Raw genomic sequence first — 15,080 nt, 5'->3', positions numbered from 1 at the left:
GCAAAGTATTGAACAAAATTACCCTGATGCCGCTCACTGAGCCTGCATCAGGCCGATAAAGGTGGTTTTCTTGCGCGGACCGGTCATCAGCGCCTCCAGTTTCTCCACGCATTGCAGATAGTGCGGGGTCTTTTTATGGGCGGCAACCGCCTGCTCATCCTTATAGGCTTCATAGATATAAAACCGCGTCGGGATGTTTTCATCCTGCAGCACGTCAAAGCGCAGGTTACCCGGCTCTTCGATCGCCCCCAGATGGTTGGCGCGGAAAACTTCAATAAACTCGTCGATTTTGTCCTGCTTAACGTTAATTTCGACCAAAGTGACGTGCATGGCGGCTCCTTGTTTAACCTTGAAATCACTGTTCTTTCAAACCATAGGTTTATTCCCTCTGATTTACCCTGCGCGGCGGCAATTTTGCAGTACAGCTCACAAATCCCACCGCACCCACGTGTTGCTCACGCGAAGGCGCGAACCCGGCATCTATAGTTAAGATCCCAACCCCAGAGAGTGTGAACTATGGATAACTATTTGATGGCGCTGGATGCAGGCACCGGCAGCGTTCGCGCGGTAATCTTCGATCTGGCGGGCAATCAGATCGCGCAGGGCCAGGCTGAGTGGCGGCATCTGGCGGTGTCTGGGGTGCCCGGCTCAATGGAATTTGATTTAACCCACAACTGGCAATTGACCTGCCAGTGCATCCGGCAGGCGTTGCAAAACGCAGGCCTGACTGGCCAGGCTATCCGCTCTGTAGCCTGCTGCTCAATGCGCGAAGGCATAGTGCTGTACGATCGCAACGGCGTACCGATTTGGGCCTGCGCCAATGTGGATGCGCGTGCCAGCCATGAAGTCAGCGAACTCAAAGAGCTGCATAACAATAATTTCGAAAGCGAAGTGTACCAATATTCCGGCCAAACGCTGGCGTTGAGCGCCATGCCGCGCCTGCTGTGGCTGGCCCACCACCGGCCGGACATCTATCGGCAGGCGGCGACGTTGACCATGATCAGCGACTGGCTGGCGAATATGCTGAGCGGCGAACTGGCGGTGGATCCTTCCAATGCAGGCACCACCGGCATGCTGGATTTGGTCAGCCGCGACTGGCGACCGGCGCTGCTCGATATGGCCGGGCTACGCGCCGATATTCTGTCGCCGGTGAAAGAGACCGGCAGCCTGCTGGGGCAGGTTACCGCAGCGGCGGCAGAGCAAAGCGGCCTGCTGCGCGGCACGCCGGTGGTGATGGGCGGCGGCGACGTTCAACTGGGCAGCCTGGGGCTGGGCGTGGTGCATGCCGGGCAAACGGCGGTGTTAGGCGGCACCTTCTGGCAGCAAATCGTCAACCTGCCGGAACCGGCCACCGATCCGGACATGAACATCCGCATTAACCCGCACGTGATCCCCGGCATGGCACAGGCGGAATCCATCAGCTTCTTCACTGGGTTGACCATGCGCTGGTTCCGCGACGCCTTCTGCGCCGAGGAAAAACTGATGGCGGAACGGCTGGGCGTAGATGCTTACAGCCTGTTGGAAGAGATGGCGGCGCGGGTGCCGCCGGGTGCCTACGGGGTGATGCCGATATTTTCCGACGCCATGCACTTCAAAACCTGGTATCACGCCGCGCCGTCGTTTATCAATATGTCGCTCGACCCGGAACGCTGCAATAAGCAAACCCTGTTCCGCGCGCTGGAAGAGAACGCCGCCATTGTCTCCGCCTGCAATCTGGAGCAGATCGCCAGCTTCTCGGGCGTGCAGGCGCACTCGCTGGTGTTCGCCGGCGGCGGTTCTAAGGGCAAATTGTGGAGCCAGATCCTGAGCGATGTCACCGGCCTGACCGTTCGCGTGCCGGTGGTGAAAGAAGCCACCGCGCTGGGCTGCGCGATTGCCGCCGGCGTCGGCGCCGGGTTGTATGAGTCGCTGGCGGCCACCGGTGAAAAACTGGTGCGCTGGGAGCGTGAATATCAGCCGGATAGCGTCAATCATGAACTCTATCGACAGCAAAAACACACCTGGCAGCAGATCTACGCCGATCAGCTCACGCTGGTGGATCACGGCCTGACCACCTCAATGTGGAAAGCGCCGGGGTTGTGATGCCCTGGGCGCAGTCTGCTGCGCCCGCCGCATAAGCTTATGCCCATTGAGCCTTTAACCTGCCGTTCTGCCGCAACCCGCCGTTTTGCTTGCCCTACATGATTATTCCCCCTCAGAAACAGTGTAACTACGGCAAACGGATTTATCCGCCGCCAATGCCTGCGTAAATTGTGATCTCTGTCACTCCGCACCTTACCGTGCGGTGTACGCACTCACCTGAGACGAGCGGTACTATGCTGAATAATAAAGATAAACCTGCATCATCACCCTGGCTGGCGATCTTCTCGCTGACGGTCGCCTGCTTTGTGATGGTCACTACCGAGTTTCTGCCGATCGGCCTGCTGACCAATATCGCGCCGTCGCTGGACGTCAGCACCGGCAAGGCGGGCCTGATGGTGACCGTGCCCGGCATCGTGGCGGCGATAGCCGCGCCCGCGCTGAGCCTGGCAGCCGGCCGGCTCGATCGTCGTCTGCTGATGCTGGCGTTGAGTCTGTTGCTGGTGGTGTCCAATCTGGTTTCGGCGCTGGCGGTTAACTTCCCTATGATGCTGCTCGGTCGCGTGCTGCTGGGAGTCTGCGTCGGCGGTTTCTGGGCCTTCGCCGCCAACTATGGCCGCCATCTGGTGCCGGAAGCCAGCCAGGGCCGCGCCACCGCGCTGATCCTGAGCGGTATTTCGGTCGGTGCGGTATGTGGCGTGCCCGCGGGCGCGCTGATTGGCGACCTGTTCGGCTGGCGCGCCGCTTTCTTTGGCAGCGCGGTGCTGGCGGTGGGTGTGCTGTTGGCGCAGCTGCGCTTGCTGACGTCGGTGCCGCCCACCCGGCCGGTCACACCGCGTGATCTGCTGCTGCCGCTGCGTTTGCCTATGGCGCGTACCGGGTTGATCGCCATCGTTTTGCTGTTTATCGGCCATTTTGCCGCCTACACCTACCTGAAACCGCTGCTGCAACAGGTGTTTATCCTTAGTCCGTCGGCGATTTCATTGCAACTTCTGGCCTACGGCGCCATCGGCCTGCTCGGCACCTTCCTCGGCGAACGCCTGGCGGAGCGCAGCCTGCGCGCCACCTTTATCCTGATCGCCGTCATGCTGGCCGCCATCCTGATCGTTTCGCCGTTCCTCAGCGGCATTGCCGGCGCCACGCTGATGGTGATGGTTTGGGGGTTGGCGTTCGGCGCCGTGCCGGTTTGCGCCACCAACTGGATGTTTGCCGCGGTGCCACAGGCGCCGGAAGCCGGCCAGGCGTTGCTGGTCTGCGTGATCCAGATTGCGCTGGCCTCCGGCGCGCTGCTGGGCGGGGAAGTGGTCGACTGGCAGGGCGTCAGCAGCGCCATGCTGTTCGGCGGTGCCCTCACCCTTTCCGCCGCGCTGGTGTTCGGCTTGACCTTGCGTTCCGGCATGATTGGCGCTAAACAGTCATAATCATTGTCTATCCACAGAAACACCCCGGTCCTCCGACCGGGGTTTTGCACTGAGAGCGTTATGGATCATCATTTACTCGCCATCCGGGTGTTTAACCGCGTGGTGGAAACCGGCGGATTCACCCGCGCGGCAGACTCGCTGCGGATGCCCAAGGCCACCGTCACCAAGCTGATCCAGAACCTGGAAGATCACCTGCAGACCAAGCTGTTCCAGCGCACCACCCGCAGCGTGTCTGTTACCCCTGAGGGCGAGTGTTACTACCAGCGCACGGTTAAGTGGCTGGCGGAACTGGAGCAGATGGAAGGCTGCATGACCGAATCCCAGAGCGCGCCGCAGGGCGTGCTGCGCATTGATGCCGGTGGCTCGACCGCTCGCCAACTGCTGGTGCCGGCGCTGCCGGACTTTATCGAGCGTTATCCGCAGATTCAGATTGATTTGGGCGTCAGCGACCGCTTGATCGATCTGATCAACGACAGCGCCGACTGCGTGATCCGCAGCGGCCCGCTGGCCGATTCCAGCCTGATTGCCCGCCGCCTGTTCGAGCTGGAATGGGTCACCTGCGCCACGCCAGCCTATCTGGCGCGTTACGGCACGCCGAAACACCCCTGCGATCTGGAGCTGGGTTACCCGTTGGCGCACTATCGCCATGCGCTGAACGATCGCATCCAGCCGCTGCACTTCGTTGATCGGGGCAAAGAGATCGACATCCAGCACCGCTATCACGTCAGCGTCAACGAAAGCAACGCGCTGCTGGCGGCGGCGCTGGCCGGCCTGGGCATCATCCAGACCTTCCGCTTTATGGCGCAACCGCATCTGGACAACGGCGAACTGGTCAGCCTGCTGCACGACTGGCAACCGCCATCGGAGCAAATGTACGTGGTGTATCCCTCTAACCGCCATCTTAGCGCCAAGCTGCGGGTGTTCATCGACTGGGCGGTGGAGGCCTTTAAATAGCCGACAACTGCGGCTATAGTTGTGCATTCTCTGGGCAACAAGAACTTAAATCATGCGTATCGAACGACTTTCCGCACACCGCCAGCGCATTGGCGAACTGGCTGCTTTGCTGCATCAGGAGTGGCGTGATTTCTCGCCGTGGAGCAGCCACGAGAAAATCAGCCAGCGCTTTGAACAACGCTGTGAACCGCAGCATTCCGGTATGACGCTGCTGGCGCTGTCACCGCAACAACACATCCTCGGCACGGCCAGCCTGGTCATTTACGATCTGGCGGATAAGCCGGAGCGCAAATTCTGGCTGGGCGAAGTTTTCACCCATCCGCAGCACCGCGGTTTGGGCGTCGCACGCCGCCTGATCGACCAGTGCATTACCCACTGCAAACAGAAAAACATCACCGAACTGTATCTCTACACGCCGGACCAACAGCCGCTGTATCAAAAGCTGGGCTGGCAACCGGTAGAGCAACGCCAGGTTTCAGACGAAGAAGTGACGGTGATGTGTCGCACGCTGTAACCCGGCGCTTTGTGATAGTATTGAGCGTAATATTGTTATCATTCTACAGGCACTGACCATGGCATATATTCCCAAAAACTACGCAAGGCTGGAGACCGGCTACCGCGAAAAAGCGCTGAAAATTTTCCCGTGGGTCTGTGGGCGCTGCTCACGCGAATTCGTTTACTCCAACCTGCGCGAGCTGACGGTTCACCATATCGATCATGACCACAGCAACAACCCGGAAGATGGCAGCAACTGGGAAATGTTGTGCCTGTACTGCCACGACCACGAACACTCCAAGTACACCGAAGCAGACCAATATGGCTCAACGGTGATCGCCGGTGAAGACGCGCAAAAAGACGTCGGCGTAGCGACCCATAATCCGTTCGCCAACCTGAAATCGATGTTGAAAAAGTAATGCCGCCGCTGCGGATGCACACTGTCGCATCCGCAAAAAGCCATTAAGCTAGCAACTTATTGAGCTAATAAAAAAAACAAAAAACCGTCCCTTCCTCCATTTCCCAGAGCATTCCTACTTACCCACTTGATAAGTTACCAGCAAAATAAGCTGCAAAGTTAACAGCATACTGGCTTGGCAAGCGGCCACCGTTGGTGCATATTGTCCACAAGTTGTTCTTGTTAACCTGTTTAATTATCAACCTAATAAGCGCATTAACTTAATAAGTAACTAGCTTAATAAGTTAGCAGCTTGATAACTTGAGAGATGGCAGCATGATTGTTTTGATTGGCTCGCAAAAAGGTGGCGTAGGAAAATCGACCAAGGCGGTCAATATCGCCGGATATCTGATCCTCAAACAGGGGAAAACCGCCATCATCGTCGATGCTGACGATCAGAAATCAATCATGACCTGGTATAACGATCGCCAGAATGTGGAGGGCCTGCCGCATATCCCGGTGGTCGCCGCCTCGGGTAAAATCAAAGAGACCCTGCTGGAATTGGATCGTCATTACGATTACGTGATTGTCGATACCGCAGGCCGCGACAGCGCCGAACTGCGCTCCGGCCTGCTGGCGGCCGATCTGTTCCTCTCTCCGCTGCGCCCGTCGCAAATGGATCTCGACACCATAGGTTATCTGTCGGAAATGTTTTCTACCGCGCAGGAATACAACGAGAAGGTGAAAGGCTACATCGTGCTGAACATGTGCCCGACCAATATCTTTATTAACGAAGCCAACGAAGCGGCGCAGGTACTGAGCGAATACCCGGAATTTACGCTGGTCAGCAACCGCCTGTGCGATCGCAAGATTTATCGCGATGCCTGGGGTGAGGCGATCACCGTGCACGAGGCGCACAACGCCAAGGCGCAGGCGGAAATCGAAAACCTGGTGAAAGAGGTGATCCTGTGAAAAAGCGCACACCTACCCACCGCATGTCGGAAGACGAGTTTATCAATAGCGCCACCTCCCACACCCTGATTGCCCCCGTTGCCGAAGCCAAACCCCAGGGCCGTAAACGCACCTACAAGGCGATTTCGGTCAGCCTGACCGACAACCACGTCGACGCCATCGATGAAATCATTGTGCAGGCGGCACGTAATGGCGTGGTGCGCATTACCCGTTCCGACATCATCAAGCTGGCCATTGACGGGCTGGCCGAAAAGAGCGAAGAACATCTCCTGCAGTTGCTGAAAAAGCTGTAATTAACCTCATAGCCTGCCAGCTTAATAAGTTGGCAGGCTAACAATGGGCGTTACAACCCATTACCGGCAACCGCGCACTGGTAATCCTGGATCTCTCCGGCGGAGCCCAGATTCAGGTCGGTCAATTTTAAACGGTTGGCCAGCAAAATCATCTCACCTTCAGGAGTCACCGCCAGCGCCAGCCCATAATTGGCTATATTGTCGCCCTGCTCCACCACATATTGTTGCAGCAGCCTGAAAGGGTCTTCTTTGGTTAAATCAACGCCGACCAATTTTCTGGCCAAATATTGATGGCCGACCAATTTTTCCGCCAGCGGCTGCCAGCGTTGATCTATTTCTTTCGCTTGTTGCTCAAGCTGGGCATATACATCCTGACGCAGACAGGCGATATGAATGTGCAATTGATTTTGGGAGCGGCCATATTTTGAATTTATCGCCAACGATAACCAGGCGTCTTTTAGAGGCTTTCCCATCTCTGTGGATATATGGCTGCGATTTCCCCATGCCTGGGAAAAATAAGGCGGCGCTTGCTCCGTTTGCAGCTCTGGGCTCTCAATACCGCTGACCTTTTCGGTAGGCATCACCAGATCGTGATAAGGACCTTTGCTGTCTTTGAACAGCACATAACCCTCTTTTAAATCAACCTTTAAGCAAGGCGACGGGTCGTTATTTTGTTGCTGATTAGGCACGCACTGCTGGCTGACAATCTGCCACAACGCATCCTGGTTGCCGCGCCCGAAGAAAAACCATAACACCACTGCCAAGATCAAAATAACAAGCAAGATAATTAATAGCTTTAGAAACCTTTTCATCACCACTCCATGTTCAATATTTCCTTCACCAGAGGCGGCCAGCATAAATCAGCCGACGATAAACGGCCAGCATATTATGCCGCCCGTGGGATCGCCCTTCGCTTTCCGAACGAGAAATAATTAAAAATAAGGTTGAACGCAAGTAATTTAAGGTAAATTAATGCCGATTTTGAATATCGGCATGATATAAACAGGTCCATATATCCCGTTTAACAAGGAACGCTGTAACATGCAAGCTACGGATAAGCAGTTTCATTACCTGGATGTCGGTTCAGGTTTCCCATTATTACTCGGTCACAGCTATCTGTTCGATCGGCAGATGTGGGCGCCTCAGCTTGATGCGTTGGCCAAACACTATCGCGTTATCGTTCCGGATCTCTGGGGGCACGGCGAGTCGCCGCAGCTACCGGCTTCGCACACCAGCCTGTCGGATATCGCCGCCGACCACCTGGCGCTGATGGATCAACTCGGCATCAAAGAATTCGGCATCGTCGGTTTGTCCGTCGGCGGCATGTGGGGTGCAGAATTAGCGGCAGTGGCGCCCGAGCGGGTTAAAGTGCTGGTGCTGCTGGGCAGTTACCTGGGCGACGAAACCTCTGAGGAGCGCCAGCGCTATTTCGCCATGTTGGACGCAGTCGATCGGGCGGGGGCGATCACCTCGCCGTTACTGGAATACATCGCCGCACAGTTTTACTCCGACAATGTCCCCGAGTCGCTGTTGCAACCATTGATTGCGCATTTGCAAAGCCTTCCCGCCAACCTGCTGCGCAGCAGCATAGTGCCGCTGGGCAAAATGATCTTCGGCCGTCCCGATAAACTGGCGCTGCTGGAAAAAATTACCGCAGCAACCCTGGTGATCACCGGCGAGCAGGATAAACCGCGCCCGCCGGCAGAAGGCCAGCAAATGGCGGATATCCTCGGCTGCAAACATGTGCTGATCCCCGGCGCCGGGCATATCAGCAATCAGGAAAACCCGGAAGCGGTAACCCAAGTACTGTTGGCTTTCCTGGCCGAAAATACCGCCTCTCGGTTTTGATAACGTTCTACCGGGCCAAATGGCCCGGAATTCCGCCTCAGTTAAGCCATTTTCGATCGCGGGTGAAGGAAACGGTCAACCACAAATCCTCAGTATCCATCCCCAGACCCGACTGGATTTCTTCGCGCATCGCGTCCAGCTCCTCCAATTTAACCCCTTCCAACACCCCCATCAGGATATTGATTTCTACAATGCTGATGCGGCCATCATTCTGACAGTAACTGTGATAATCGATGATATTGTGTTTCGCCACCATCATACCCATGGTCTTTTCAACCAGGGCATTCAGCTCGATCGGTGCCACACGCAGCATATCTTTCAGGGATGGGCGCAAAATTTTAGCCACCGAAGGCAACATGGCTAAAGCGATTACCACCAAAAGCGCCGGGTCTACGTAAGGAGCCAACCAGGCATAGTCCGTTTTGGTCAACAAGAAGGCTACAGTGAAGCTTATCAACAATCCCAGCGCCAACAGCGCATCGACAAACCAGCTGATATTGTCGAAAGAGACCAACGTTGATTGCACCCGTTGATTGCGCTTTTTAACGTAGAAGTAGTAGCTGAAATTGATGAAGGTAAATAGCAATGCATACAGTATCGCCCCGCCAAACTCTACCGAAGTGCCGCCCTGCAACAGCCCCTGGACACCGTTCAGCAACGCATACAGCGCAATTACGCCGATAAATATGCCCTCGGTGGTCAACACCATGGGCTCCAGATGCCAAAAGCCGAACTGAAAGCGCCGCGAATACTCTTTTTTGATCAACCGTGCAGTTAATACCATCAGCAGTTTAATCAGCGTGGCTATCAGAGAAAACATGCCGTCAAACAAGATGGCTTCAGAACCAGTCCATACGCCAACTACGATACCTACTACGGCAACCATCAGCATCATCAATGCCGATTGCTTTAACAACCTTGTTTCTTGCGCCATATTATCCTCAGGGTGACAGGCTATAATTCCCCAAATTATAAGCAAGTTAGTGCGTAATTGCTTGATGTGTCCTGTTTCGAGGAAAGAAACCCCTGCTCCCGCAGTATCGCCTGCCCCTGCTCCGCCAGAATAAACTCGGCCAAGGGTTGCGCCTGCGGGGCCAACAGGCACAGGCCGTAATCGGCTTCAATCACCAAAGGCGGCGGCAACTGCCGCACCGCTAACTCGGGATAGCGCGCCAATGCGGTGCCATAGCTGGCGTAACCGAGAAAGATATCCGCCTGCCCGCTGTTAATCAGATACTCCGCCGCTAACCGATCCTGTGGAACAGGCGCCGAATCTGCACCGCCCACCAGCGCCAACGCTCTGCTTCGCAGTGCTTCCCCTTGTCCCGGCATTGCCCCTTCAAGGCGATCAAACAGCTGCTGCGCATAGTCGCCGGAAGGATCGGCCCCCGGCGTCGAAGTGGCGACTCGCCAACGCGAGTCCAGCAGTACCTCGAGTAACGGCGGTTCTGTCAGCCCGGCTACGTTGCGCACCGTGGCACACAGCCGATTACCGGCGAAGGACTCCACCCATTGCGCCAGCCGCAAGTCCACCAGGCGCTGCGGATGCGCCAGATTGGCGGAGGCAAAAATATGCGGCGATTCTCCCTTCTCGATACGCTGGCGTAGCAGCCCCGCCGGGCCGAATACCGTTTCCACCCCGCAATCGCTCTGCGCCTGAAACGCCGTCAGCAAAGGGCCAAATGCCCCCTTCAGACTGCCGGCGGCAAACAGCAAAATGTTATTCATTTCGATGTTCCCTTTGGCTGCGAAAGAGCGGTACCAGCGTTTCAAACCGTCGACCGTTGATCTGCAACGCCACCCGCTCAATGGCTACATCAAACAGGGGCGACAGGCTCTCCGCCGTCAATACCCCGGCACAGGTGCCGATTCGCTGCTGCCCCGCAATCCCCAACAGCAAGGCGCGATCGGCCACCGCGTGGGCATGGTTGGGTTGATGGGTAGAAAACATCACCGCCATCTGTCTCTCACGCGCCAGGCGCGAGATCAGGCTCAGCACCCGGTCCTGATGGTGGAGATCCAACGCGGACGTCGGTTCATCCAGCATCAGCACCTCACAGCACATCGCCAATGCGCGGGCAATCAGCACCAATTGCCGCTGGCCACCGGACAAGCTGCCGAATTCACGATCGGCAAAACTCAGCATATCCAGCGACTGCAATGCCTCTTTTGCCAGCCGGCGATCCTGCGCCGAAGGTGAGCGAAACAGGCCCACGTAGCGTGCTCGCCCCATCAACACGATATCCAGTACCCGGTAAGCAAAGGGAGCCGTGAAATGCTGCGGCACAAAACCGATGCCGCCACGGCATTCAACGGTGCCCTGCTGCAACGGCAAGCTACCGAGCAGCAGTTGCATCAAGGTACTTTTTCCGCATCCGTTAGGGCCCAATACCGCCAGCACTTCGCCGCGCTGCAACCGTAAATTCAGTTGGTCAAACAAAGGTGCTTGGCCGGGCCAGCCAAAGCTCAGGTCATTAACCCTCAGTAATGACTCAGCCATGCCAGCCCCTCAATTGCGCGCGACGCAACATCAAAGCAAACAGCGGCGCGCCGATCAGCGCGGTCAGTATGCCCAACGGAATCTCGCTGCTGCTCAGGGTGCGTGCCAGATCGTCGATCAACACCATATACAGAGCGCCCAGGCACATTGAGGCAGGCAGTAAGCGACGATGATCCGGGCCGACCAACAGCCGGGCAACATGCGGGATCACCAATCCCACCCAGCCGATGCTGCCGCTGACGGCGACCTGCGCGGCGACAATCGCGGCGCATAAGGTCAGAATCAGCCAGCGGGTGCGCTCGACGTTGATGCCCAGCGCGGCGGCGTCTTCATCTCCCAGCGATAACAGATTGATACGCCAGCGCAATGCCAACAACAGACCACCGGCCAGCAGCAACGGCAGGAACAACATCCGCAGTTTCTGAGCGTCGGCGGTGGCGAAGCTGCCCAGCAGCCAGAACACGATGCTCGGCAGTTTCTCTTCGGTATCGGCCAGATATTGCAGCAGGCTGACGCAGGCGGAGAAAAAACCGCTGAGGATCACCCCGGCCAGCACCAGGGACAAAATATTACGCCGGGCGATGGCGCTGGTAATGGCGAAAATCAGCAGCAACGCCGCCATGCCGAACACAAAGGCGGATAACAGCAGCGCCGCCAGCGGCAGGCTGAGCAAAATAGCCAAGGTGCCGCCAAATGCCGCACCGGAAGAGACGCCAATGATATGCGGATCCACCAGCGGGTTGCGGAATACCCCCTGCAACGCGGCGCCGCACAGGGCTAACGACGCCCCGGCGCCCATCGCCAGCAGCACTCTGGGCAAGCGCACCCCAAGAATGACCTGCCGCTGCACCGCATCCGTTCCCACGTGCGGACCGGTGAATGGCTCAAACAGGATCATCAGGCTGTGAGCCGCCGGCACCTGATAGCGGCCGATGCCCAGCGACAGCAGTGCGCAAAGCAGTGTCAGCAAGATCAGCCAGCCCAGCTTCATTGCCCACTCTGGCAGCAGCTGCTGCGGTAATACTGTCGGTAGTAGGCATCTACCCGCTGTTGCAGATTAACGTCGCTGAAACGCTGCGGATAAAGCTTTTGCGCCATCCATAATTCGCCCAACGCCAGGGCTTCCGGCATCGGATACCCCCAGGCTTTGGCGTATTCAGGCATCAGGTAGACACGCTGATGCTTCACCGCGTCGATCGCCTGCCACTGCGGCGAGCGGAGGATCTGTTGCACCACCTCAGGGTAACGTTCCTGAACGAAAATCACCGCAGGGTTCCACCTCAGCACATCCTCGATCGACACCTGTTTGAACCCCTGAATATCCTTCGCCGCGACGTTCAGCGCGCCGGCATGCTGCATCATCAGCCCGGTATATTTCCCCGAACCGTAGGTGGTCAAGTCCGGGTTGGCCATATAAACCCGCACCCGTTGGTCTTCCGGCAGATCGCGCAACCGATCGGCCACCAGCGCCCGCTGCTGAAACACGTCCTGAATCAGCGCCTCGGCCTGCGGCTGGCGGCCCATCACCGTGCCAATCAGGCGAATGCCGTCCTGCAGGCCAAGGGTATAAGCCTGGTCCTCATCATTCAGCACCGGGTTCATTTTGCCTGCCTGGCTGGCCGCTTCACGGCGCAGAGATACCGCCACTACCGGAATGCCGACCCGTTCGATTTGCGCGATCATCTCCGGTGGAGCGTAATTGGCGACAAACACCACCTGCGGATGCAGGCCGAGCAGGCTTTCAATATTTACCGAGGTGAGATCGCCCGGCATCGGCATTTTCACCAAGGTGGGCGCCAGCCGCTGATAGTTGGGCCCCAGCTGTTTTTTCCAACTGCCGAGTGCCCCCACCACCTGCGGCATGGCGTCGAGCTGTACCAGCAGATTCAGCGTTTGGTGTTGCAGCACCACCGCACGGGTGATGGTATCGGGCAAAGTCACCTTTCTGTTGAGCTGGTCGGTAACCTGGCGATCCGCCTGCGCGAGGGACGAGAACAGGATGAAAACAAGCAGCACGCGCGGGAAACGTTTGAACATGAGGGGTTCCGGTTAACTATCGTTATATACAGAATAATATAGCGATAGTCGTAACGAAACAATCGGCGGGTTCAAACACGGCGCGTAATCCTGTCCCGCCACTGAAGTGGAATATTTCTGCCCCTGGCCCGCCAGGGACCTCACTCACGGCTTTCCACGCACAGTCATCCGGATGAAACAATATGACGTTAGGCAAAGCAAACTGTCCGTTGCCGATGAAAAGTCGGCAACTTAGTTAGTGATTAACTTAGTAAGCTGATAAGCGAAGCGCGGCTCTGCGCAGAGCCGACGCGTTTTATCGGCTAGCGGTTAACCGAGCGAGCCATGCGGGTATAGGTGTGGCGCACGCCGCGAATCGCCACGCTGTAGGCGAAGATGTTTTCCGGCAGCGCCAGCCCCAGATAACCGGTATCGCCAATGTGGTGCAGATCGGCCCCGGCCATTTTGCTCATAAGGGCAATCTGGCGGAGGGTTTGTACATCGGCGCCTTCCTGGGACGTCCCGATAGCCGTCATGGCCAACGCGCCCTGTTGTTGGGTAAACGCAATCAACGCCGCCACCTTTTCCTGCGACATGCCGGGAATGGTGCCCGGCGCCGGCAGCAGGACGATGTCCGCGCCGTTTTCGACAAACAGAGCGATGTCCCGCTCATTGATCAACTGGCTACCGCTTTCACGCACAATGCCGGCGCCGTGCATTTTACCGGTCACCAGCACCAGCTTGTCCCCCACGTCATCGCGAATCTGCTTCAACGCCGCGGCGATAGCCTGGTTGCTGACGCCATTATTGGGATTGCCGGTCAACACCACCATGCGGGCGCCGAGCTCATAAAGCTTGCGCGCGTTCTCTGCGGTCGCAGCGCGGCCCGCCGTCATCTGCCAAAACTCATTGTGCGTAGAGGTGAACGCCGGATCCACCGCTTCCAGATTGACCCCGATAACCCGCCCGGTCAGCCGCTGCAACTCGCGCAATACCTCTTGCGGCGGCACTCCGTCGGGCAAGCCTTCGATGCGCGGCCGGTTGACGTCAAACAGGTTCAGCAACAGCATATCGGCGCCCTGGCTGGCCGCCAGCTCCGCATTGGTGACGTTATTGAGCAGCGGCTGCGTCACGGCAATGCTTTCACTGACCAGGATCCGCCCTTCACTGGCGCGAATGGCGTAAAGCAAATTGTCTTTGGTGATGTTGGCAAGATCGGTGGCGGTACAGTCGAGGTATCTTTTCATCGTGCAAGCTTCCGGTTATGATCACTAAACCAATTATGTACCACTTAGTTTTCATCGGTACAAGTGGTATACTTAATGGTCATTTCGTGGGGAAGATTCGTATGGATGAAAAACTGGCCTTGCTTCAACCGGACTCGGCAGACAGCACGCCGATTTATCTGCAACTGGCAAAAAAAATAAGGGCCGCCGTGGAGTCCGGGCAGTGGCGTTCCGGCGATGCGTTGCCTTCGGAAAGAGCGCTGATGGAAGCTTTCGGCATTGCGCGGGGGACGGCTCGCCGTGCGTTTCAACACCTCGAACAGGATGGCACCATCAACCGCAATCGGGGTTCAGGCACCTTTATCGCGCCGCGCTTCGCACCCGCGTTGCCACTGCTGGAAAGTTTTACCGAGATGGTGGAGCCGCAAGGTTTCAGGGCGCAAAGCGAACTGATTGGCTTTCTGCGGCGCGGACCGACGGCAGAAGAAATGCAGGCGTTACAGCTGAGCGATGAGCAGGATGTGGTCGAACTGGTGCGCTTGCGTAAAGCCGGCGAGATTGCCATTGCCTTACAGTATTCGGTGCTTCCCGCCGCCATTTTGCCGGCGAGCGGCCTGCCTGAAGAGTCGTTGTACCACTATCTGCACTCCATCGGTCAACCCGTTGTGCGTGCGACTCAGCGTTTTCGCGGCGAGATAGCCGATAAATCCGTCGCCCGCTATCTGGCGATGGAGGTGGGGGAACCGCTGCTGCTGGTGACCCGCACCGGGTTCACCCGCGAGGAAAGGCCCATCGAGTATACCCGCAGTTGGTGTTTGAATGAGTACTATGATTTTGCGCTGGAATTGAAACATTGAAAAACCCTCTCTCACCGCAGCA

General features: G+C 57.2%; 17 protein-coding genes. 9 read left to right on the top strand and 8 right to left on the bottom strand.

The features are described from left to right. Window positions 1-33 precede the first annotated feature (33 nt). A complete protein-coding gene (lsrG, locus tag ACTJJ1_RS00560; protein ID WP_440831969.1) occupies window positions 34-330 on the bottom strand; it encodes a (4S)-4-hydroxy-5-phosphonooxypentane-2,3-dione isomerase in 297 nt (98 codons plus the stop codon). Window positions 331-516: 186 nt separating this feature from the next. On the opposite strand from lsrG, the gene lsrK reads away from it, so the two are divergent. From lsrK to ACTJJ1_RS00525, 7 genes are all read left to right on the top strand, one after another. Next, window positions 517-2,082 carry an autoinducer-2 kinase gene (gene lsrK / locus ACTJJ1_RS00555; RefSeq protein ID WP_004942046.1) on the top strand — a complete coding sequence of 522 codons (1,566 nt, stop codon included), beginning with the start codon at window positions 517-519 and terminating at the stop codon, window positions 2,080-2,082. A 233-nt stretch (window positions 2,083-2,315) separates the two neighbouring features. After that, complete coding sequence (locus ACTJJ1_RS00550; protein WP_062791710.1) at window positions 2,316-3,500, top strand: MFS transporter; 1,185 nt, start codon at window positions 2,316-2,318, stop codon at window positions 3,498-3,500. Window positions 3,501-3,560: 60 nt separating this feature from the next. Next, window positions 3,561-4,454, top strand: a complete 894-nt coding sequence (locus ACTJJ1_RS00545; protein WP_004942042.1) for a LysR family transcriptional regulator — start codon at window positions 3,561-3,563, stop codon at window positions 4,452-4,454. 52 nt (window positions 4,455-4,506) lie between these two features. After that, the gene (locus tag ACTJJ1_RS00540; RefSeq protein WP_440831966.1) at window positions 4,507-4,968 is read left to right on the top strand and encodes a GNAT family N-acetyltransferase; all 462 of its coding nucleotides are present in this window, start codon (window positions 4,507-4,509) and stop codon (window positions 4,966-4,968) included. Between the two features lie 58 nt (window positions 4,969-5,026). Next, the gene (yajD, locus tag ACTJJ1_RS00535) at window positions 5,027-5,368 is read left to right on the top strand and encodes an HNH nuclease YajD (protein WP_004942039.1); all 342 of its coding nucleotides are present in this window, start codon (window positions 5,027-5,029) and stop codon (window positions 5,366-5,368) included. A gap of 314 nt (window positions 5,369-5,682) precedes the next feature. Next, a complete protein-coding gene (locus ACTJJ1_RS00530; protein ID WP_004942035.1) occupies window positions 5,683-6,318 on the top strand; it encodes a division plane positioning ATPase MipZ in 636 nt (211 codons plus the stop codon). Further along, window positions 6,315-6,611, top strand: a complete 297-nt coding sequence (locus ACTJJ1_RS00525) for a hypothetical protein (RefSeq protein ID WP_004942032.1) — start codon at window positions 6,315-6,317, stop codon at window positions 6,609-6,611. The genes ACTJJ1_RS00530 and ACTJJ1_RS00525 overlap by 4 nt, the downstream gene beginning before the upstream one ends. A gap of 50 nt (window positions 6,612-6,661) precedes the next feature. Here ACTJJ1_RS00525 and ACTJJ1_RS00520 read toward each other — a convergent pair whose 3' ends face one another. Next, window positions 6,662-7,423, bottom strand: a complete 762-nt coding sequence (locus ACTJJ1_RS00520) for a CDP-diacylglycerol diphosphatase (RefSeq protein ID WP_440833575.1) — start codon at window positions 7,421-7,423, stop codon at window positions 6,662-6,664. 229 nt (window positions 7,424-7,652) lie between these two features. Here ACTJJ1_RS00520 and ACTJJ1_RS00515 point away from each other — a divergent pair, with 229 nt between their 5' ends. Further along, on the top strand, window positions 7,653-8,459 hold the full coding sequence (locus ACTJJ1_RS00515) for an alpha/beta fold hydrolase (RefSeq protein WP_440831963.1): 807 nt from the start codon (window positions 7,653-7,655) through the stop codon (window positions 8,457-8,459). Between the two features lie 37 nt (window positions 8,460-8,496). On the opposite strand, the gene ACTJJ1_RS00510 is transcribed toward ACTJJ1_RS00515, so the two are convergent. The 6 genes from ACTJJ1_RS00510 to ACTJJ1_RS00485 all read right to left on the bottom strand — a co-directional run bounded on the left by ACTJJ1_RS00510 (window position 8,497) and on the right by ACTJJ1_RS00485 (window position 14,222). Beyond that, entirely contained in the window at window positions 8,497-9,393 is an 897-nt protein-coding gene (locus tag ACTJJ1_RS00510; RefSeq protein ID WP_004942028.1) for a cation diffusion facilitator family transporter, read from the bottom strand. A 35-nt stretch (window positions 9,394-9,428) separates the two neighbouring features. Continuing rightward, window positions 9,429-10,187: a substrate-binding domain-containing protein gene (locus ACTJJ1_RS00505; protein ID WP_440831960.1), complete on the bottom strand. Its 759-nt coding sequence runs from the start codon at window positions 10,185-10,187 to the stop codon at window positions 9,429-9,431. After that, the gene (locus tag ACTJJ1_RS00500; protein WP_440831958.1) at window positions 10,180-10,959 is read right to left on the bottom strand and encodes an ABC transporter ATP-binding protein; all 780 of its coding nucleotides are present in this window, start codon (window positions 10,957-10,959) and stop codon (window positions 10,180-10,182) included. The genes ACTJJ1_RS00505 and ACTJJ1_RS00500 overlap by 8 nt, the downstream gene beginning before the upstream one ends. After that, entirely contained in the window at window positions 10,952-11,950 is a 999-nt protein-coding gene (locus ACTJJ1_RS00495) for a FecCD family ABC transporter permease (protein ID WP_004942022.1), read from the bottom strand. The genes ACTJJ1_RS00500 and ACTJJ1_RS00495 overlap by 8 nt, the downstream gene beginning before the upstream one ends. Next, on the bottom strand, window positions 11,947-12,996 hold the full coding sequence (locus ACTJJ1_RS00490) for an ABC transporter substrate-binding protein (RefSeq protein WP_440831956.1): 1,050 nt from the start codon (window positions 12,994-12,996) through the stop codon (window positions 11,947-11,949). Before ACTJJ1_RS00490 ends, ACTJJ1_RS00495 begins: the two co-directional genes overlap by 4 nt. 302 nt (window positions 12,997-13,298) lie before the next feature. After that, the gene (locus tag ACTJJ1_RS00485) at window positions 13,299-14,222 is read right to left on the bottom strand and encodes a DUF7916 family protein (RefSeq protein WP_006324232.1); all 924 of its coding nucleotides are present in this window, start codon (window positions 14,220-14,222) and stop codon (window positions 13,299-13,301) included. Between the two features lie 101 nt (window positions 14,223-14,323). Here ACTJJ1_RS00485 and ACTJJ1_RS00480 point away from each other — a divergent pair, with 101 nt between their 5' ends. Continuing rightward, window positions 14,324-15,058, top strand: a complete 735-nt coding sequence (locus tag ACTJJ1_RS00480) for a GntR family transcriptional regulator (protein WP_440831953.1) — start codon at window positions 14,324-14,326, stop codon at window positions 15,056-15,058. Window positions 15,059-15,080: the final 22 nt, after the last annotated feature.

The sequence above is a fragment of the Serratia sp. 22264 genome (genome assembly GCF_052045345.1).
Classification (GTDB): domain Bacteria; phylum Pseudomonadota; class Gammaproteobacteria; order Enterobacterales; family Enterobacteriaceae; genus Serratia; species Serratia plymuthica.
Note: the sequence above shows the minus strand (reverse complement) of the source record. Positions and strands in the feature narration are given on the sequence as shown.